At 40.2% G+C, this 19,718-nt stretch carries 17 protein-coding genes and 1 tRNA gene; 12 read left to right on the top strand and 6 right to left on the bottom strand.

Annotation, left to right across the window (positions count from 1 at the left end; all coding sequences use genetic code 11):
• The first annotated feature begins 3 nt into the window (after positions 1-3).
• From rfbC to galE, 3 genes are read left to right on the top strand one after another with little or no spacing between them, the layout of a single operon-like run.
• Positions 4-564 (top strand): dTDP-4-dehydrorhamnose 3,5-epimerase, encoded by a 561-nt coding sequence (gene rfbC, locus HJC33_RS00805; RefSeq protein WP_171656886.1) that lies wholly within the window; start codon positions 4-6, stop codon positions 562-564.
• 1 nt (position 565) lies between these two features.
• Positions 566-1,435: a dTDP-4-dehydrorhamnose reductase gene (rfbD, locus tag HJC33_RS00800; RefSeq protein WP_171656885.1), complete on the top strand. Its 870-nt coding sequence runs from the start codon at positions 566-568 to the stop codon at positions 1,433-1,435.
• Positions 1,436-1,491: 56 nt separating this feature from the next.
• Positions 1,492-2,526, top strand: coding sequence for a UDP-glucose 4-epimerase GalE (gene galE, locus HJC33_RS00795; RefSeq protein WP_171656884.1), 1,035 nt, complete (start codon positions 1,492-1,494; stop codon positions 2,524-2,526).
• Positions 2,527-2,617: 91 nt separating this feature from the next.
• Here the strand turns inward: galE and HJC33_RS00790 are convergent, their stop codons facing one another.
• On the bottom strand, positions 2,618-2,872 hold the full coding sequence (locus tag HJC33_RS00790) for a CBU_0592 family membrane protein (protein ID WP_171656883.1): 255 nt from the start codon (positions 2,870-2,872) through the stop codon (positions 2,618-2,620).
• A complete protein-coding gene (locus HJC33_RS00785) occupies positions 2,872-3,474 on the bottom strand; it encodes a TetR family transcriptional regulator (RefSeq protein ID WP_171656882.1) in 603 nt (200 codons plus the stop codon). The genes HJC33_RS00790 and HJC33_RS00785 overlap by 1 nt, the downstream gene beginning before the upstream one ends.
• 168 nt (positions 3,475-3,642) lie before the next feature.
• On the opposite strand from HJC33_RS00785, the gene HJC33_RS00780 reads away from it, so the two are divergent.
• The 5 genes from HJC33_RS00780 (at position 3,643) to HJC33_RS00760 (ending at position 11,907) form a co-directional block, all read left to right on the top strand.
• Positions 3,643-4,893, top strand: a complete 1,251-nt coding sequence (locus tag HJC33_RS00780; RefSeq protein ID WP_171656881.1) for an alkaline phosphatase family protein — start codon at positions 3,643-3,645, stop codon at positions 4,891-4,893.
• A gap of 32 nt (positions 4,894-4,925) precedes the next feature.
• On the top strand, positions 4,926-8,165 hold the full coding sequence (locus HJC33_RS00775; RefSeq protein ID WP_171656880.1) for a SusC/RagA family TonB-linked outer membrane protein: 3,240 nt from the start codon (positions 4,926-4,928) through the stop codon (positions 8,163-8,165).
• Positions 8,166-8,185: 20 nt separating this feature from the next.
• Positions 8,186-9,985: a RagB/SusD family nutrient uptake outer membrane protein gene (locus tag HJC33_RS00770; RefSeq protein ID WP_171656879.1), complete on the top strand. Its 1,800-nt coding sequence runs from the start codon at positions 8,186-8,188 to the stop codon at positions 9,983-9,985.
• A gap of 80 nt (positions 9,986-10,065) precedes the next feature.
• A complete protein-coding gene (locus HJC33_RS00765) occupies positions 10,066-10,971 on the top strand; it encodes a metallophosphoesterase family protein (RefSeq protein WP_171656878.1) in 906 nt (301 codons plus the stop codon).
• A gap of 12 nt (positions 10,972-10,983) precedes the next feature.
• Positions 10,984-11,907: an endonuclease/exonuclease/phosphatase family protein gene (locus HJC33_RS00760; protein WP_171656877.1), complete on the top strand. Its 924-nt coding sequence runs from the start codon at positions 10,984-10,986 to the stop codon at positions 11,905-11,907.
• Between the two features lie 96 nt (positions 11,908-12,003).
• Here the strand turns inward: HJC33_RS00760 and HJC33_RS00755 are convergent, their stop codons facing one another.
• The 3 genes from HJC33_RS00755 to HJC33_RS00745 all read right to left on the bottom strand — a co-directional run bounded on the left by HJC33_RS00755 (position 12,004) and on the right by HJC33_RS00745 (position 13,784).
• Complete coding sequence (locus tag HJC33_RS00755; RefSeq protein WP_171656876.1) at positions 12,004-13,236, bottom strand: type II toxin-antitoxin system HipA family toxin; 1,233 nt, start codon at positions 13,234-13,236, stop codon at positions 12,004-12,006.
• A complete protein-coding gene (locus tag HJC33_RS00750) occupies positions 13,233-13,541 on the bottom strand; it encodes a helix-turn-helix domain-containing protein (protein ID WP_171656875.1) in 309 nt (102 codons plus the stop codon). Before HJC33_RS00750 ends, HJC33_RS00755 begins: the two co-directional genes overlap by 4 nt.
• Before the next feature lie 170 nt (positions 13,542-13,711).
• Positions 13,712-13,784 (bottom strand) — tRNA-Met (locus tag HJC33_RS00745).
• 125 nt (positions 13,785-13,909) lie between these two features.
• Between HJC33_RS00745 and HJC33_RS00740 the strand changes: the two genes are divergently transcribed.
• From HJC33_RS00740 to HJC33_RS00730, 3 genes are all read left to right on the top strand, one after another.
• Positions 13,910-15,274 carry an alanine/glycine:cation symporter family protein gene (locus tag HJC33_RS00740; RefSeq protein WP_171656970.1) on the top strand — a complete coding sequence of 455 codons (1,365 nt, stop codon included), beginning with the start codon at positions 13,910-13,912 and terminating at the stop codon, positions 15,272-15,274.
• A complete protein-coding gene (gene era, locus HJC33_RS00735; protein ID WP_171656874.1) occupies positions 15,264-16,145 on the top strand; it encodes a GTPase Era in 882 nt (293 codons plus the stop codon). The genes HJC33_RS00740 and era overlap by 11 nt, the downstream gene beginning before the upstream one ends.
• 77 nt (positions 16,146-16,222) lie before the next feature.
• Entirely contained in the window at positions 16,223-17,767 is a 1,545-nt protein-coding gene (locus tag HJC33_RS00730) for a choice-of-anchor I family protein (RefSeq protein ID WP_171656873.1), read from the top strand.
• A 66-nt stretch (positions 17,768-17,833) separates the two neighbouring features.
• On the opposite strand, the gene HJC33_RS00725 is transcribed toward HJC33_RS00730, so the two are convergent.
• The gene (locus tag HJC33_RS00725) at positions 17,834-18,337 is read right to left on the bottom strand and encodes a GTP-binding protein (RefSeq protein ID WP_171656872.1); all 504 of its coding nucleotides are present in this window, start codon (positions 18,335-18,337) and stop codon (positions 17,834-17,836) included.
• Between the two features lie 76 nt (positions 18,338-18,413).
• Between HJC33_RS00725 and der the strand changes: the two genes are divergently transcribed.
• Positions 18,414-19,715: a ribosome biogenesis GTPase Der gene (der, locus tag HJC33_RS00720; RefSeq protein WP_171656871.1), complete on the top strand. Its 1,302-nt coding sequence runs from the start codon at positions 18,414-18,416 to the stop codon at positions 19,713-19,715.
• The last annotated feature ends 3 nt before the right edge of the window (positions 19,716-19,718 follow it).

Here is a 19,718-nt window from a genome sequence, read left to right as displayed (position 1 = left end):
GTTATGGATGTACTAGAAACAAATATTGATGGTTGTTTTGAACTGATTCCTCGAGTTTTTGAAGATGAAAGAGGGTACTTTTTTGAAAGTTACAACCAAGAAAAATTTGAACGGACCACTGGGGCAAAACCATATTTTGTTCAGGATAATCAATCCTTTTCAACCAAAGGAGTCTTAAGGGGATTGCACTTTCAAAAGGGAAGACATGCTCAAGCAAAATTGGTCAGGGTTTTGGAAGGCGAGGTTTTGGATGTTGCAGTGGATTTACGTGAAAATTCAAAAACCTATGGAAATATAGTGCGGACGGTACTGTCATCAAGCAACAAAAAACAGTTGTACATTCCCAGAGGTTGCGCCCATGGTTTTGTTACCTTAAGCAAGACGGCTTTATTTTTCTATAAGTGCGACAATTTTTACAACAAAGATTCAGAAGCAGGAATAGTGTATGATGATCCTAGCCTTAACATTGATTGGATTTTAGATAAAGACGAACTGATAATTTCAGAGAAAGATCAGGTTTTGTCAACCTTGGAAAAATTTGCCTTAACCCTTAAAAAAGAATAAAATGAAAGTCTTGGTTGCCGGAAGTAATGGACAATTGGGGAAATGTTTTCAAATATTGGTGTCAAAACAGGGCGATCATCAATTTGAATTTGTTTTCAAATCATCATCAGAACTTGACATTTCTAATGGAAGGGAAGTAATTCAGGATTTTAAAAAGAATCGATACGGATACTGTATCAATTGTGCGGCCTATACCCAAGTCGACAAAGCAGAGACAGAAGTTGAACGGGCCATGAAGGTCAATATTATTGGCGCTAAAAATCTGGCGATAGCTTGTGAAAAATTTGATGCCACGATGATACACATCTCTACAGATTTTGTTTTTGATGGAAGGAGTGGTAAACCTTACCAAGAAGAAGATGAGTGTAATCCTTTGAGTGTTTATGGGGGAACAAAATTAGATGGAGAGATGAGTGTTCAAATGACTTTGAAACAACATTTTATTATTAGAACGTCCTGGTTGTATTCAGAATATGGGAACAACTTTATGAAAACCATGCTTCGGTTGAGTGAAGAACGCAAGGAACTTTCGGTTATTGATGATCAGTTCGGCACCCCTACCTATGCCAAAGATTTGGCAGCTTTTGTTTTAAAGATTGTGTATTCCCAGGAAACATCATACGGAGTATATCATTATAGCAATCAAGGTGAAACCACATGGTATAGCTTTGCTAAAGCAATTTTTGAGTTGTCAGATACGGGAATCGAATTATATCCCATTCCCACTGAAGCTTATCCGACACCTGCCGAGCGTCCAAAATATAGTGTTTTGGATAAATCAAAAGTTGAGCAAACATTTGGAATTCAGATTCCAGATTGGAGGGATAGTCTAAAACAGGCTTTAAAAATGCATCAAACCCGGGTCGCTTAAATTATTCAACGATTGAACCGACCTTAAAGGAAAAATAAAAACCTTATTTCGTATTCATGAAAAAGAAAATATTAGTAACGGGAGGACTTGGATTTATAGGGTCCCATACCGTAGTGGAATTGCAGAACGAAGGCTATGAAGCCATCATAATAGATAATCTTTCAAATTCTTCAGAAGATGTAATTGAGGGTATTGTTGCCATAACCGGGAAACGTCCTATTGTTGAAATTTTTGACCTTCGTGACAAAGCAAAGTTGCAGGATTTCTTTTCAAAATATGCAGATATTGATGGGGTTATTCATTTTGCAGCTTCCAAAGCAGTAGGCGAAAGTGTTGAAAACCCATTGTTGTACTACGAGAATAATCTTGGGGTTTTGACTTACATCTTACAAGAATTGACCCAAATGGAAAAAGCAAATTTCATTTTTAGCTCTTCATGTACCGTTTATGGCCAGGCTGATACCATGCCAATTACAGAAAATGCTTCGGTAAAAGCTGCAGAATCACCTTATGGAAATACCAAACAGGTGGGAGAGGAAATAATAAAGGATACATGCAAGGTCAATAGCAATTTGTCTGCTATAGCTCTGCGCTATTTTAACCCGATAGGCGCACATCCTACGGCACATATTGGTGAATTGCCCATTGGAGTTCCACAAAATCTTGTGCCCTATATTACGCAGACCGCTGCTGGTTTGCGTGAACAACTTTCAGTTTTTGGAGATGATTACCCAACTTCAGATGGAACCTGTATTCGGGATTATATCCATGTTGTTGATGTGGCCAAAGCGCATGTAGCTGCTATGGAACGTTTGGTCAATGTAAGAAATGAAGAAAATTTTGAAGTATTCAATTTGGGTACTGGAACAGGTAGTTCTGTTTTGGAGGTTATTCAAAGTTTTGAACGTGTTTCAGGTGAAAAATTGAACTACAAAATTGCTCCAAGAAGGCATGGGGATGTGGTTCAGGCCTATGCGGATACGGCAAAAGCAAATTCTGTGCTGGGCTGGAAGGCAGAATCAACTTTGGACGATGCCGTGAAATCTGCTTGGGAGTGGGAAAAGAAGATAAGAAACTACGCTGAAGTTTAGAGGATTATAAAGGGAAGAATACTGGATTTTAACCATTGTTGTGTTTGAATGGACATTGAAGCTTTCTAAAAGCACCATGGTCTTAGATAGTTTAGTTTTGCGAACTGGATTTTGTGTGATATTTATACAGACCATAACAAGCAATACAACCCCAAGCAAAATTGATGAAAATTACGGCCCAAGCCTTATAGTAAGCCCCATTGGCGACAAACAAAACACTTCCAATAACATTGTACCAATGGTATATAGGCTGATTTGAATGCCATTTTCCTTTAATGAGCATATAGTAGGAAAAAAGAAAGCAAAAAGTGCCGATCCAACCTAAAGACTCAAAAAAGATATTCATTATTCAGGGTATTTGAGAAGACTTAAGCAGTGGGATATGTATAGATCTTGTTGCTTTTTGTGCGCTTTGTCATTTTGGTCGAACATGCCCATATAATAATAAGACCCATCAATTAGAGCGAAAATAATTTCAGTAAGTTCATCAATATTGGTGTTGCATATGATGCCATTGTCATAAGCTTGTTTCAATTCTTCCCTCAATATTTCATGTAATTTCAAAAGGTATTGTTTGAAACTATTGTTGAAGTTCATATTCCGGTAAATCATGGCATAACAACTGTAAAAGACCCCATCATCAAAATATTGGTTCCATTTTCTGGAAAAAAGGTTGTGGACCAAATTTTCCAAATCTTGTCTGGTTTTAATGGTTCCTTGGTTGCCTTCTATGAATACATTGATGTGTTGTTGCAAGATATATTCATTCAATCCTATCAAAAGCTCATCCTTGGTGTTAAAATAATGCATTACCAATCCATTACTGATTCCCATGGCATTGGCAACCTTTGCTATAGAAGCATTTTCAAGCCCAATTTCCTTGGCAACTTCGTAAAAAGCCTTAACGATTTCCAACCGCCTTGTCGGTCCCAAACTCTTTCGACCCATGGCTATTCTTGTTAAAATTTGAACAACAATAATACTCTTTTTTTTTAAAATACATTTATTGAACATTCGTTCAATTTATTTTACGATTCCGTAACAATCACTTAAATATTTTTTAATTGAACACTTGTTCAATTTATTTTTCTTTGACGGGTCTTTTAAAACCATTTTATGAAAACTTTTCGCCTTTTTTTGTCCATAGCTCTTTTAGGCTGTTCCATAGTAAAAGCAGGTCATTTTATATCGAATGATACGCTTCGTAAAAAAGTGGTCTTCATTATTGTTGATGGTATTTCTGCGGATCAACTTAAGTCTGCCAATACACCATATCTGGACAGTATTGGTAAGGAAGGCGGTTATTCTGATGCTTATGTAGGCGGAGGAAAGGGAACCTACTCTGAAACACCTACTATTTCGGCTGTGGGCTATAACAGTCTTCTTACAGGTACTTGGGCAAACAAGCATAACGTATGGGGCAACGGTATTAAAGCACCTAATTATAGGTATCCTACCGTATTTCGATTTTACAAGGACCAAAACCCTAATGGAACCATAGGAGTATTCTCATCTTGGTTAGATAACCGCACCAAATTGGTCGGGGATGGCCTTGAAGAAACCAACAACATAAAAGTCGATTACTTTTTTGATGGTCTTGAGCATGATACAATCAATTATCCACATGATAAACAGCGCAACTTCATGAAATTGATTGATTACACAGTTGCTGACCATGCTTCCAAAACCATTTTGGAAAAGGCTCCAGATGTTTCTTGGGTGTATCTAGAATTTTCAGATGATGTGGGCCATGGTTTTGGAGATAGCGATCGCTTTAATGCAGCAATCCATTTTGAAGATGGACTTGTTGGAAAAATATGGCAGGCCATCAAAAAAAGAGAACAAGCCTATAATGAAGACTGGTTGTTACTGGTGACCACAGACCATGGAAGAGGGCCAAAAGATGGTAAGCATCATGGAGGCCAAAGTGATCGAGAGAGAAGCACCTGGATTGTGACCAATACCAAAAACACCAATACCTATTTTAAAAACCATACGACTGGGATTGTAGACCTTCTTCCTACAATGACTGATTTTATGAACATTGATGTGCCTTTGGAAATAAAAAGGGAATGGGATGGTGTCTCTCTCTTAAAATCTGTTGATGCCATAAACCTCCAAGCCAAGAAAGAAAAACGAAACCTTGTTTTAACCTGGAGACCCTTATCGGAAGGAGAAGGCAATCTATATGTGAGCGGAACCAACAATTTTAATACTGGTGGCCAAGATGTATATAAGCTTTTGCAAACAATTTCCTTGAAAAGTGGAAAGGCAGTAATTCCCTTAAGAAAGATTCCCAAAGGTTTTTGTAAGGTAGTGTTGGAAACCACCAACACTGTTTTGAATACCTGGCTAGTTGAAAAATAAACCAATTTAACTTGATAATCAACACTATGAGAATGAAACGCAATTTGTTTTTAGTACTGTTTTTGACCATGGCCTCGTTTAGTTTTGCCCAAAAAGAGGTTTCAGGTGTGGTCACTGACAAATCAGAAGCACCTCTACCCGGGGTCGCAGTCGTGGTAGAAGGGACCACGAACGGAACTACAACCGATTTTGATGGAAACTATACCATTATAGTTGGAGAAGGGCAAACATTGGAATTTTCCTATATGGGTTTTTCCACTAAAAAGATTACCGTGGGAACATCTACTACTATCAATGTGGTACTTGAAGAAGACGTGCAGAGTTTGAACGAAGTGGTTGTAGTAGGTTTTGGAACTGAGAAGAAAGTCAATCTCTCTGGGGCCGTAAACAGTGTTTCGGTCAAACAACTGAACACACGACCCATAAATAATGTTACTCAAGGTCTGCAAGGAATGTCCCCAGGATTGAACGTTGATTTTTCCAGCGGAGCGCCGGGAGGTAACCCTAAAATCAATATTAGGGGATTCACATCGATAAATGGAGGTGACCCTTTGGTGTTGATCGATAATATTCCTTCGGATGTTTCCTATCTTAATCAAATTGCCCCTGAGGACATTGAGAACATCTCTGTATTGAAGGATGCCTCTTCTGCGGCCATATATGGTGCCCGTGCCGCTTTTGGGGTGGTATTGGTGACCACAAAGAATGGTAAGGAAGGTAAGGCCAATATTAAATACAATACCTACCTTACCGTAGGTACTCCAACAGTATTGCCAGAAAAGATTATCGATCCTTATATCTATTCCCGTCTTCAGTATACTTATTCGGTGAATACCCCGTGGCATAACCAAATTTTTTCAGACGATTTTTGGCAATGGGCACGCGAACGTAGTGATAATCCAAGTGGTACCGAAGGAGTTCGACAAAACTCTTCTACAGGAATGTGGGAGTATATGGGGAACCAAGATTGGACGGATTACTTTTTATCAAGCACCACGTATTCACAAAACCATAATGTCAGCATAAGTGGTGCAAGTGATAAAGTAAATTATTTTGTTTCCGGTTCGTATAATAAGGACAATGGCTCGTTGATTCTGGCGGATGATTTCTTTTCCCGTATGGGTATACGAACCAAATTGAATGCTCAACTGAACGATTGGTTGAGCTTGGGGAACAATACTTCCTACATCATCGGGAAACGGAAAAATCCTTCATATTTTGATATCAGTACCCTGTTCAATTTTAACACGTATGAATATGCTGAAAACCCTGATGGCAGCTGGGCAAATACAAGCGTGGGCCGAATGGCAGCCCAATTGACTGATGGGGGAAAAGAAAAAAATCAGACAAGTACCTTTCGTACCAATTTTACGGCACAAGCATGGTTGCTGAGAGATATCCTAAAGATCAATGCAGAGTTCACTTATGAACAGGAAAATCAGAATTACGATGCCAATTATGCCAAATATAGAATTGGTTTTGCCCCAGATGACATACGTGAAGAGGGAGAAAACAAGGTTTGGAAAGGTATTGGAGAGGAAAAGTACAATGTTTTCAATATTTATACCACATTCACCAAAAATTTTGGAGAGAACCACCGTTTGACGCTTTTGGCTGGTTATAACCAAGAAGAGTATCATGATGAATATCTCTATTTAAATCGTAACGGGGTGATTTCCGCTTCACTGCCTGCGTTTAATTTGGCTACGGGTACTATACTACTGGATGATGACAATACCTATAATTATAGTTGGGCGGTTCGTGGTGCTTTTTATAGGGCCAATTATATCCTTAAAGACAGATATATTTTAGAATTGAACGGTCGATATGATGGTTCTTCGCGTTTCCCAAAAGATAAACGTTTTGGTTTTTTTCCTTCAGTATCTGCTGCCTGGAATGTATCACGTGAAAACTTCATGAATGCTTTGGATCCCACCGTCAGTCTTTTAAAGTTTAGAGCTTCCTATGGTACTTTGGGCAATCAAGATGTTGATGCTTTTGGCTACATTCCAACAATGACTTCGGCCAGCGGAAACTATATTCTTGGCGGTGAATTGCCCTTGCAGGTAAAAGCGCCTGGATTGGTATCGGACAATTATAGTTGGGAAACGGTAACTACCTTGAATTTTGGGGTGGACCTTGGCCTTTTTAAAGATAAACTTAGCGCCAGTTTTGATATTTACAGAAGGGACACCAAGGATATGTTGACCTTGGGCAGGGACCTGCCTGGAGTATTAGGTGCAAGTGAACCATTGGAAAATGCAGCAGATTTAAAAACAGAAGGTTGGGAATTGTCATTGACCTATCAAAACAGTTTTGGAACCAATAAACCTTTTGGTCTCAGTGCAAGCTTTGTTTTGAGTGATAGCCGATCCTACATTACTCGATTTGATAACCCAACCAACAGCCTTACCCAGTATCGAGAAGGAATGGAGCTTGGTGAGATATGGGGGTTGACTTCCGATGGACTGTTCCAATCACAGGCAGAAATTGATGCCTTGGATGAAACCTCTATTATTCCTTGGGGGGCTTTGGAAATTGTGGAAGGATGGCCCAAGTATGTAGATCGTGACGGAAACCAGGCCATTGAAGTGGGTACAACTGCTGATGACCCTAAAGATGCAAGTGTAATTGGAAATATGATGCCTAGATACCGTTTTGGATTGAACCTGAACATGGACTGGAATAATTTTGACTTAGGTATCTTTTTGCAAGGTGTTGGCAAAAGAGACTATTATCCAAAAGATTACCTCTATTGGGGATTCTATCAACAACCATATGCTGGGGGTTATGCGCATTTGAACGATTTCTACAGAGCTGCTGATGATTCAGCAGACATAATGGCCCAACATTCCCAAGCTTATATTGATGCTGGTCTGGCAAGTGCCAATACTGATGCTAGGTACCCAGTTGCACAGGCGTGGCTTGCCGACCGAAATTTGGGGGAGCGAATTGATCAGGCCAAGGGCTTGGCCATACCACAGACCGCATATATGTTGAATGCAGCTTATCTAAGACTTAAGAATATTACTTTCGGATATACCATTCCATCAGAGTATACCCATAAAATGGGTATTTCTTCCATGCGGATTTATTTTAGCGGGGACAACCTATTTGAATGGTCTGAAATTGCTGACTTCTTCGATCCCGAATCCATCTCCGATATCGATGAACGTCTTAACCCATCACATGAACCTGAACGTACTGAAACCAGTGGTTATCAATACCCTTATCAACGTAAATATGCCTTAGGGATCAATGTTAGCTTTTAATGAAAAACAAGTTTAAAAAAATGGAAAACATCAAAACATATCTTAAGAGAACATTATCGGTTTTGGCCATTGTTTCCTTGGCAGCCTGCAACGATGATTTTTTGGACAAACTGCCCGAAACGGAAATAGGGGCAGAAAGTTTCTTTAATACTGAAGAGGATTTATCAATATACATCAACAGTTTGTACAATTTTCCTGGAACCAGTATCTACTATGCAGATGAGGCAACTGATAATACGGCCACTACAGGGAATCGTGAAATCAAGACCATTATGATGACCGATGCGAACTCAACGACCATTACCGGAGGCTGGGAATGGGAGGATTTAAGAAATATCAACTTTTTTTTGGAGTATGCGGATAAAGCAAATGTAACGGATGAAATCCGTAACCATTATATAGGAGTGGCCCGTTTTTTTAGAGCCAACTTTTATATGCACAAAGTAAAGCGCTATTCCAATGTACCTTGGTACGATTTTGTATTGGGAACTTCAGACGAAGACTTGTTCAAAGCCAGTGATTCCCGTGAGACTGTTGTACAACATATTTTTGAAGATTATCAGTTTGCGTTTGATAATGTTATGACCGATCAGCCTGATGGCGCAGTTAATAAATGGGTTGTGGGAGCCATGTACAGTCGTAATGCCCTCCATGAAGGTACATTTAGAAAATATCATAGCGAGTTGGGCTTGGAGTCCTCTGCCAATACCTATTTGCAATTGGCAGCAACAGTTTCAAAAGAAATCATGGACAGTGGAAGTTTTTCTATTTACAATACTGGAAATCCTGAAAGTGATTATCATTCTCTTTTTGAAAGTCAGGATCTGACATCCATTTCAGAAATAATCCTGACCAATATCCATGAGACAGATGTTAAGGATGCTAGTGATACCCAGACCATATTTGGAGGTTATGAAATGAGTCCGGCTCGCGATCTTTTGGAAACCTACCTTATGGCAGATGGCTCATATTTTAGTGACCAGCCTAATTCAGATACTATGACTTTTGTTGAGGAATTCCAAAATCGTGATCCACGTTTGTCTCAAACGTATGCTTATCCAGGTTGGGAATTATATTATACATCAACCTATAGTCCAGGGAATACACTTTATGTACAAGAGTTCAAAAAGAACTTTACGGGTTATCACCAAATCAAGGGGTTTGTTAATGACCCATCAAATAATGTGCAGAACAATATAGATATTCCAGTATTGCGTTATGCAGAGATACTCCTCAACTATGCTGAAGCTAAAGCAGAATTGGGAACCTTAGCTCAATCTGATTTGGATATTTCAATAAACGTGTTACGAGATAGGGCAAATATGCCCCATTTGACCATGGGAGTAACTGCCGACCCTATACAGGCGGCCAGATATTCGGAAGTCTCCAGCGCGGTGCTTTTAGAGATTAGAAGGGAGCGCCGAGTAGAAATGGCTTTTGAAGGGCGTCGTTTGGACGACTTGAACCGATGGGGTGCGGGAAAACTGATGGAAAAAGAACCTATAGGGATGTATTTTCCTGGTTTAGGTAGATATGATCTTACTGGTGATGGTGTGGATGATATTGTACTTCTTGATTTATCTGACGCTGTGCCTGATCCCAAGGAAACCAATTCGTTGGGTGCGGAATTAATCTATTACACAGTGGCCGAAGTCGGCAATACTAGTGCCAATGTATACCTCACCAATGGTACAAGTGGGTATATTGTTGGAACTCGAGACAGGGGTGCCTTTGATGCGCCTAAACATTATTACAGACCTGTTCCAGCATCAGAGGTTGCATTAAACCCTAATTTAGATCAAGTTTTTGGATGGGAATAATTTCAGTAGTTTTAATAGTTTGAGTTAGTAGAAAAGGAGGTTTTTATGGCCTCCTTTTTTGCCCATACAATAATGGAAAAATGGATTTTAAACGTAGAAAATTAATCAAGGGAATAGCCTTGACAGGATGTGGGGCTTTGGTCTCCAATCCAATGATGGGGCAAAAGGAAGGTGTAAACAAGCAAAGAGTCTTGAGGATAGCCCATATCACCGATGTGCATCTGAGTGCCGATAACAATGCCCCCGATAGATTTGCTTCATGTATAAATGAGATCAAAAAGAGGGAAATCGATTTCTTCTTGAATGGCGGGGATAGCATTATGGCGGCGGATTATGATAATATTGTTCGTGAACAAGTACATGAGATGTGGACGTTATGGAAAGCAGCACGCCAGAAATTTGCCGGTTATAAGATGTACAGCTGCTTGGGCAACCACGATATGTGGTGGGCCGCCCCTAACAAAAAGGATTCCATGTACGGGAAAAAATTTGCCATGGAGCAACTGGATATGCCCTCGACGTACTACAGCTTTGATCAAAATGGATGGCACTTTGTGGTGTTGGACAGCAATAACAATGGTGGTGGAGCCTTGGGTAGGGAACAGCTCCAGTGGTTTTCGGATGACTTGGCCAAATTACCCAAGGACACTCCGGTTTTGGTAATGTCACATTACCCCATTTTATCGGCCTCTACCCATGCTGTTGGAGGTAACCACAAAGATTCGTTACCCATCACTAAACTTTTGTACAAGCACCAAGATAAGCGTATACATTGTATTAGTGGTCATGTACACCTGTTGGATACCGCTATCTACAATAATGTGCATTATTATTGTAACGGATCTATGAGTGGTTTTTGGTGGGGTGAGGGCGATAAGGATTCTGCCCAAAAATATTGGTACCATGAAACCCCGCCAGGGTATACCATTTTGGACTTATATGAAGATGGCTCTTTGCAGAACACCTATTATCCACATCAATATTGAACAATGTAACAGATGAAAAGAACAATCAAGATAATACTTTGCAACATTTTTTTGATGATGGTGGGCTTAGGTATGGCCCAGGCCACAAAAAAGACCCTAAAGGTTATGGCATGGAACATACTGCATGGGGGCAATGACCTAAAGGATGGTCCACAACGGGTCATCGATATTATCAGGGAAATTGACCCGGATGTCATCATGATGGTCGAAACCTATGGTTCGGGACCCCAAGTAGCCAATGCTTTGGGATATAATTTCCATCTGGTTGCTCCTGAAGGCACTCCTTTGGATGATAAAAGGATTAATCTGTCCATCTATTCAAAATATCCCTTCGGAAAGCGTATAGATACTGATTTCCCGTTTTATTTGGGCGGTCGTGAAGTTGTGGTCGATGGAAGGAAGATTAACTTCTTTTCCAACTGGTTCTATTACTTGCCCTGGAATGATGCTCCCGAAGATATGGGGAAGTCGGTCGAGGCACTACTGGCATGGGAGGCTGCCGGAAAACGTGCCGAAATGATTGAAAAAGTAATGCCCTATCTCCAAGAATATACTTCCAAAACCGATTCCATACCCATGGTATTGGGCGGTGATATGAACTCCCCTTCTCATCTCGACTGGAACGGGGAAACCAAGAGTATGCACAATGGATTGGTTGTGCCCTGGTATTCCACAAAGGTACTAGCGAGTATTGGGTTTAAGGATTCCTATAGAGAAACACATCCCAATCCCATTTGGCATCCCGGTATTACATGGGATACAAAAGAAAAAGTAGATTCTCATAGGATTGACTACATTTTTTATAAGGGAAATATCACTCCAATAAGTTCAGAATCCTACATGGCCTTTTTTGGGGAAACTATCCATATAAATGGTAAGGAAATTGAGTATCCGTCCGATCATGGTTTTGTTGTAACCACCTTTTTATTGCAATGAGTTAATGGTAAGATTAGAGTGCTTTCAAAAACAGTTTTATAGTCATTGGGAAATGCTATCTGGTCAAGAAAAGGATTAGAGAATGTGCTATTTCACCTATAGCATTCTGGATTTTATGAGCTTGATATTGGTTTTTGTGACGCCGTAATTTGATGCTAAATCTTCCCATTGACTTAGTACATGTTTGGTCTGCTCTATTATTTCTTCAATTTTTTTCTTTTTCAAATTTGCCTCTGTGCCCAAACTAATCAGGTGTTCCAGAGTAGGAGACCCACCTTCACCCATAACCATGGTACTTTGATGCCCTCTTGGGCCGGATGAAAAGGTCAAATCATAGGCTGGGGAGAATTTCCATTTTCCTTTTGCATCCATCAGGAATGAAAAGTTTTTTCCATGGTCGTCACGGTTATGAGACATGACATTAAAGACCGCCAGTCGGTACATTTTTTCCACTTCGCGGATGTCTTGGGTCAATACACCCGTTAGGGTGAGCAAATCTTCATAATCCAAGGAGGGAACTCTGAAATTGGAATGCAGTACGCCGCTGGCGGTATGGACATGTAATCTTTGATTGCCGTTCCTGTCAAAACGCTGCGTAGCAAAATAACCAGCCCCTTTTTTGGCCTCAAACAAGTGAACGGGCATCATTTCAACGCCTGCTTCCTCGGCCATAAGGGCATAGACATATTCAATAGCACCTGCATCCGCCCCGTCATTGCTATTGGCAAATTTTACAAGCCAATGCTCATAACCATCAATCAAGTTGTGTTTACCGGAAATAATATTCTTTTTTGAAGCATCCAGTCCAATCAGTGCCTTGGGGCGCGCGCCAGCAGAAGAACCGTTCAAATCAATCAACTCTTGTAAGACCTCGTTTGCTTCTCCTTCCAAAACATCCTGTGTCTGCTGTGAAAGGATATCAAGATCAACGGCCTCATGTTCTTTTTCTAGATTGGAATGGTCAGGCTCATATACAAGTGCACCTAGCCCGCCCATCCCCACATGGGCCAAGCGATCTAACGGCGTGAAATCTTCCGGTAATAGATTTTGGCTGCGTATATATCTATCAAAAAGCAATCTGCCCCAACCATCAGGCAAACTATCGTTAAAAACACCGGGCAAACCCTCAAAAGGTCTATAATCAAAAACATGCAGGCCGCTATCCAGGGGGAGCTTTAGTGGTGATATTTCTAGGTCGGATTGAAGAAAGCCCGCATCATATTCAAAATATATCTTATGGTCTCGTTGCGCCAACCGGCCAACAGGTATCACTTCAGTATCAAATTGAAGCCCAACCTTTAATTCCTCTATAGATATATAACTGCTCATTTGCGCCAGCCCCGTTTAGGCTTCTTTTCTTGCTTTTTGTCCAAGACCTCATCAATGGATGAAAATTCGTTTTCTATGGGCTGAGTGGCTTCTATGAGCTTTTCTAAGCAACCTAGCACCATCGCCAACTTGAAAAAAGACTCCAGTGAGATAATACCCGTTTGCTCAAACTTTCTTAAAGAGGCATAGCTTACGCCTGAGCGCTCGGACAATCCTTTTTGGGTGTATCCTTTTTCAAGGCGCAGCGCCCTTATATTTTGGGCCACCTTGTTCTGCGCTTTCTTTGATGTAATAAGTGATATCATAATAGCAATAATATACAAATATAATTATTAATTGTCATTATAATAGCACTTATTGATAAAAAATAAAGCAAATAAATGTTAGGAATGGAAGTGCGGATTAATAAACCTATTTGTTTCACATGAGAAATAAAAAAAGGGTTCCCTTTTTTGGAAACCCTTGTTTTTGCTAGTAGCGGGGACTGGACTCGAACCAGCGACCTTCGGGTTATGAGCCCGACGAGCTACCTACTGCTCTACCCCGCGATGTGGACGGCAAAGATACAACGGTTTTCCTATTACTTCCAAATTTGAAGACTCTTGTTTTAAAAAGCACATGGAAATGCCCACTGTCGCCTAAACTTTTGGACGAAATGGCTACCTTCGGTCCCATGGAAGTATTGAATGACTTTTTAGTGAATGCCAATTCATGGGCAAACTGGCCCATGTTCATTTTATTGATAGGAGGGGGCTTTTTCTTAATATGCTATTCTAAATTAACTCCTTACCGATTTTTTGGCCATGCCATTGCCATCACCCGTGGAAAATATGATGATAAAAATGCAAAAGGAGATGTGAGCTCGTTGCAAGCACTGTCAGCAGCAGTTGCGGCAACAGTGGGGCTAGGGAATATCTCTGGAGTTGCCATAGCCATTCATGATGGGGGACCGGGAGTGGTGTTTTGGATTTGGATGACAGCTCTTATTGGTATGTGCATCAAATTTTATTCCTGTAGTTTATCCATTATGTTTAGAGGAGAGGATTCTGAAGGAAAGTTACAAGGAGGCCCCATGTTTTATATTACAAACGGACTAGGCAAAAAATACAAGCCATTGGCTATTTTCTTTTGTCTTTCCGGGATTTTCGGATTCTTGGGTGTTTTTACCGCCAATCAATTCACCGAAACATTCATGAGTGTGGTGCAGCCTTCAGAATCGTTGTTTGCCATGAGTGATTACAACTGGAAATTGACCATTGGTATTGTTTTGGCCATCATAACATCTTTTGTGATTTTTGGTGGATTGACCAAAATAGCCAAAGTGGCAACGGCTATAGTTCCATTTATGGTGATGGTATATTTGGTTGCGGTTGTCATAGTTATGGTATTGAATTCTTCACAAGTATTACCGGCATTGAAATTAATTATTTCCGAAGCGTGGGATTTTAAAACAGTGGTTACGGGAGGCTTTTGGGGATTGGTCATAATTGGGGTGAAACGGGCCATGTTCTCCAATGAAGCCGGTCTTGGTAGTGCTCCAATGTACCATGGTCAATCAAAAAATGATGAACCCATACGTGAGGGTCTTGTAGCTATGTTAGGTCCTTTTATCGATACCATTATAGTGTGCACACTTACAGCAGTAGTCATTATTTTGAGTGGCGCCTATTTGGATGATTCTAGTGGCATTGTCATGACATTAAAAGCCTTTAGGACGACACTGTTCGGATTTGGAGATGATTTACTCATGATCATTGTTGCAGCTTTTGCCCTCTCAACTCTCTTTACCTATTCGTATTATGGCGTAAAGTGTCTTTCCTTTTTGACCAATGCCAAAATTGGAAGGTTCTATAACCATTATTTTGTGATTATGATTGTTTTTGCGGCAGTGGCCTCGCTTGAACTGGTTAAAAACCTAATAGACTTATCTTATGCCCTTATGGTGATACCTAATATGATTGCTGTATTGCTATTGGCACCAAAGGTGAATGCCCAAGCGAAAATTTATTTTTCTAAAATGAAAAAAGATGGTGCATAAAGCTGGTTTTGTAAATATCATTGGTAATCCCAACGTAGGCAAATCTACGTTGATGAATACCTTTGTGGGCGAAAAACTATCCATTATCACTTCCAAGGCGCAGACTACCCGTCACCGGATATTGGGCATTGTCAATGGAGATAATTTTCAAGTGATTCTTTCAGATACCCCTGGAATCATCAAACCTGCCTACGAATTGCAGTCATCCATGATGGATTTTGTAAAATCTGCTCTTGAAGATGCCGACGTATTGCTTTATATGGTAGAGATTGGGGAGAAAGCCCTGAAAGATGAAGCTTTTTTCAAAAAGATTCAAAATAGTAAGATCCCTGTTTTGCTGTTGCTCAACAAAATTGATGCATCTGACCAAGAAATGTTGGAACAGCAGGTACAACATTGGCAACAACAACTTCCAAAAGCAGAAATTCATCCCATTTCGGCATTGGAGAATTTTAATGTAGAAGAGGTTTTTAACCGAATATTGGAATTGTTGCCCGAAGGACCACCGTATTATCCTAAAGATCAGCTAACAGACAAGCCTGAGCGATTTTTTGTCAATGAGACCATTCGAGAAAAGATATTGCTCCATTATAAAAAGGAAATTCCTTATTCCGTAGAGGTGGAAACCGAAGAGTTTTTGGAAGATGAGGATATTATCCGTATTCGCTCCGTAATTATGGTGGAGCGCGATACGCAAAAGGGAATTATTATCGGACATAAAGGGAGTGCCTTAAAAAGGGTGGGCGTAGAGGCCAGAAAGGATTTGGAAAAGTTTTTTGCAAAACAAGTACATATAGAACTTTATGTAAAGGTCAATAAAAATTGGCGCAGCAACTCCCAGCAACTCAAGCGCTTTGGTTACAATAACTAAAACTTAACTTACCTTTTAGCTAACGTTTATTTCATTTTGAATTTAAATCTTGGTAAATGAAATTTAAACCAAGCAAAATGAAGAATTATTTAAAACTAGTAGTCCCCACAATCTTACTATTCACCTTCTTTTCTTGTGATAAATTAGATGATTATTACGGAGGAGGTTCCGATGACGATCATTCAGACGATGACGGCCAAATGGTCGAGGTCGATTTCAGTTTTCACAGTACCCTTCAAGTTGGAGGAGATGGTGCTTCAGAAATTTCTGCCTTTGACCCGTCTACCAACAAATTGTTCGTGGTGAACGTGGAAAGCAATGAAATTTCAGTCTTTGACATTTCCGATTTGAGCAATCCTGTTCGTTTGAGCTCAATTGTAATCGGCTCTGGATCACCAAATAGTGTTGATGTAAGCAATTGTAAACTAGCTGTGGCCGTGGAAGCGGAAGACAAGCAAAGCAATGGTTACATTCAGGTCTACGACACAAAAGACCATACACTTAAAGATAGCTATATGGTAGGGGCCTTGCCAGATATGGTGGCTTTCTCTCCAAATGGAAAGTACATTGTTAGTGCCAATGAGGGTGAGCCCAATGATGACTATACGGTTGACCCTAAAGGATCAATTGCAATTATTAAAGTTGCAGCTAAACAAACCACTATTTTGGATTTTGAAAGCTTTAATGCTGACGAGGCTGCTTTGGAAGCTCAAGGTTTCCGTGTATTTGGACCAAACGCTACTTTGGCCATGGATGTAGAGCCAGAATATGTTGCAATTTCCGATAATTCAAAAACAGCATGGGTTACGTTACAAGAAAACAATGGAGTTGCCAAAGTTAATCTTCGTAACAATAAAATAGAAGCCATTCTTCCTTTGGGATATAAAGATTACTCTTTGCCAGGCAATGAGATTGATCCAAGTGATAGAGATGATAAGAAAGAATTGCGCAGTGTGCCAGCCTTTGGAACTTATCATCCCGATGCCATTGCTTACTATAAAGTCAACGGAATGGATTATATCGTTACCGCTAACGAAGGTGATGCAAGAGAATATGAAGGAGATCCAGGATTTGTGGAAGAGGATCGTGTAAAGGATGTGGTTTTAGATCCAACCGTTTTTCCAGATTGGGAAACCTTACAAGAAGATGAAAATTTAGGGAGACTAAAATTGACTCTGACGCAAGGTGATATTGACAATGATGGTGATTATGATGAAATATACAGTTTCGGTGCACGCTCCTTCTCTATATGGTCTGGTAATGGGCAGTTGGTCTATGATAGCGGAAATGATATTGCTACCAAAACTTTGGAATTGACTCCAGCTGCTTTCAACGGTGATGATGGCAGAAGCGATGATAAAGGTGCAGAACCAGAGGCAGTGACCATCCATGAAATAGGAGGGAAACAAATTCTTTTCCTTGGCCTGGAAAGAAACAATCAAGTTATGATTTATGATATTTCCGATCCTTACGCTCCAGAATTTATTGAAATCTTGGAAAATTCAGGTGATGTAGGCCCTGAAGGCCTTTTGATAATTGATGCTGAAGATAGCCCAACCGGAAAAGACCTACTTGTGGTCAGTAATGAGGTTAGTGGCACTGTTACCTTTTACGAAAACTAAATTTTTTCCAGCTCAACAACCAAATATGGAAGTTTAAGTTAGAAGCGGGGTCATTGGCCCCGCTTTTTATATTCTGACAAAACTTGCGATACGTTCTTTTAAAAAAGACTTTAGTTGATCCATTTGGTCCTTCCCTTTTGATTTTCCCATTCGTCCAAAGGCGTACAGTGCAAACCAAATAAGTACTAAAAATACCATCCCTGCCAGCCAAAAAGTAATATCATGTCCAAGAGAATAATTGGAATAAGCAAAGACCCCTAGGATAATAAATAGGGTGCCAACACCAAAATGAAGGAACATGAAAAAGGTCCATAAAGTAGGGTTGGGCCCAAAAACTCCATGGATTTTAGTTATTCCTTCCTCAAAAGACAGTAACTCTAAATGCAGTTGGGGTGACCAAAAGGTGGTTTTGGATTTTTGAAAGCGAATATAAACATGCTCATCCAACCGTTTTACCAAAAAAGGATCCTCTGTACTCTGGTCAAATATTTGTTTTAAGCGATCAATGTCGGTTTTCAAGTTGAGTTGAAAACGGGGTCGAAGCACTATTTCATTGGTGAGCTCGCTCATAACTGATTGAAATTGATTAAAAAAGGTATCAATTTTTCTTCACAATAAATGGTACTTTTGCCAAAATTTCATGCTGATGAGTGCTATTGTGGCCATAGTGGGGAGACCCAATGTAGGGAAGTCTACTTTTTTCAATAGGTTGATACAACGCAGAGAAGCTATTGTGGATGCCGTAAGCGGGGTTACACGTGACCGTCATTATGGAAAAAGTGATTGGAATGGAAAAGAGTTTTCATTGATAGATACCGGTGGATATGTGGTTGGGAGTGACGACATTTTTGAAAAAGAGATTGACAAGCAGGTAGAATTGGCCATTGATGAAGCAGATGCCATCATTTTTATGGTGGATGTGGAATCTGGGGTTACTGGTATGGATGAAGATGTGGCCAAGTTGTTGCGAAAAGTCAATAAGCCCGTCTTTTTAGCAGTGAACAAAGTTGACAACTCCCAAAGGCAGGCTGATGCCGTTGAGTTTTATGCCCTTGGTCTGGGCGAATATTTCCCGTTGTCCAGTATTAATGGTAGTGGTACAGGGGAGTTGTTGGATGCCGTTGTGGAAGTATTGCCAGAAATTGAAGAAGAAGAAAGCGAACTCCCAAGATTTGCGGTGGTGGGAAGACCCAACGCGGGAAAATCCTCGTTCATCAATGCATTGATCGGTGAAGACCGATATATTGTGACCGATATTGCTGGAACGACTAGGGATAGTATCGATACCAAATACAATCGGTTTGGGTTTGAGTTCAATTTGGTGGACACAGCGGGTATCCGGAGGAAATCCAAAGTAAAGGAAGACTTGGAGTTTTACTCCGTAATGCGTTCAGTTAGGGCCATTGAACATTGCGATGTCTGCATTTTGCTATTGGATGCCACCCGTGGTTTTGATGGACAGGTACAGAACATTTTTTGGCTGGCCCAACGAAATAACAAAGGGATTGTCATTTTGGTGAACAAATGGGATTTGGTGGAAAAAGAGACCAATTCTGTTAAAGAATATACGACCAAAATCAAAAAAGTTATCGAGCCCTTCGTGGATGTTCCGATTCTATTTATCTCTGTATTGACCAAACAACGCATCTATAAAGCTATTGAAACGGCAGTGGAAGTGTTTCAGAACCGTTCCAAAAAGATACAGACCCGTAAGTTGAACGATGTAATGCTTCCAATTATTGAAAAAACTCCTCCACCGGCTTACAAAGGGAAATATGTGAAAATCAAGTTTTGTACACAGTTGCCAACACCCTACCCTCAATTTGCTTTTTTCTGTAACCTGCCACAATATATTAGAGATCCCTACAAACGGTTTTTAGAGAACAAGCTTCGGGAAAACTTTGATTTTACAGGAGTTCCTATTACTATTTTTATGCGAAAAAAGTAGTAG

Source organism: Flagellimonas amphidinii (assembly GCF_013090115.1).
Classification (GTDB): domain Bacteria; phylum Bacteroidota; class Bacteroidia; order Flavobacteriales; family Flavobacteriaceae; genus Flagellimonas; species Flagellimonas amphidinii.
This window is presented reverse-complemented; position numbering and strand designations above follow the sequence as displayed.

Coding starts and splice junctions, on each gene's coding strand:
- rfbC (WP_171656886.1), top strand. CDS start 4: ATGGATGTACTAGAAACAAATATTGATGGTTGTTTTGAACTGATTCCT.
- rfbD (WP_171656885.1), top strand. CDS start 566: ATGAAAGTCTTGGTTGCCGGAAGTAATGGACAATTGGGGAAATGTTTT.
- galE (WP_171656884.1), top strand. CDS start 1,492: ATGAAAAAGAAAATATTAGTAACGGGAGGACTTGGATTTATAGGGTCC.
- HJC33_RS00790 (WP_171656883.1), bottom strand. CDS start 2,872: ATGAATATCTTTTTTGAGTCTTTAGGTTGGATCGGCACTTTTTGCTTT.
- HJC33_RS00785 (WP_171656882.1), bottom strand. CDS start 3,474: ATGGGTCGAAAGAGTTTGGGACCGACAAGGCGGTTGGAAATCGTTAAG.
- HJC33_RS00780 (WP_171656881.1), top strand. CDS start 3,643: ATGAAAACTTTTCGCCTTTTTTTGTCCATAGCTCTTTTAGGCTGTTCC.
- HJC33_RS00775 (WP_171656880.1), top strand. CDS start 4,926: ATGAAACGCAATTTGTTTTTAGTACTGTTTTTGACCATGGCCTCGTTT.
- HJC33_RS00770 (WP_171656879.1), top strand. CDS start 8,186: ATGGAAAACATCAAAACATATCTTAAGAGAACATTATCGGTTTTGGCC.
- HJC33_RS00765 (WP_171656878.1), top strand. CDS start 10,066: ATGGATTTTAAACGTAGAAAATTAATCAAGGGAATAGCCTTGACAGGA.
- HJC33_RS00760 (WP_171656877.1), top strand. CDS start 10,984: ATGAAAAGAACAATCAAGATAATACTTTGCAACATTTTTTTGATGATG.
- HJC33_RS00755 (WP_171656876.1), bottom strand. CDS start 13,236: ATGAGCAGTTATATATCTATAGAGGAATTAAAGGTTGGGCTTCAATTT.
- HJC33_RS00750 (WP_171656875.1), bottom strand. CDS start 13,541: ATGATATCACTTATTACATCAAAGAAAGCGCAGAACAAGGTGGCCCAA.
- HJC33_RS00740 (WP_171656970.1), top strand. CDS start 13,910: ATGGAAGTATTGAATGACTTTTTAGTGAATGCCAATTCATGGGCAAAC.
- era (WP_171656874.1), top strand. CDS start 15,264: ATGGTGCATAAAGCTGGTTTTGTAAATATCATTGGTAATCCCAACGTA.
- HJC33_RS00730 (WP_171656873.1), top strand. CDS start 16,223: ATGAAGAATTATTTAAAACTAGTAGTCCCCACAATCTTACTATTCACC.
- HJC33_RS00725 (WP_171656872.1), bottom strand. CDS start 18,337: ATGAGCGAGCTCACCAATGAAATAGTGCTTCGACCCCGTTTTCAACTC.
- der (WP_171656871.1), top strand. CDS start 18,414: ATGAGTGCTATTGTGGCCATAGTGGGGAGACCCAATGTAGGGAAGTCT.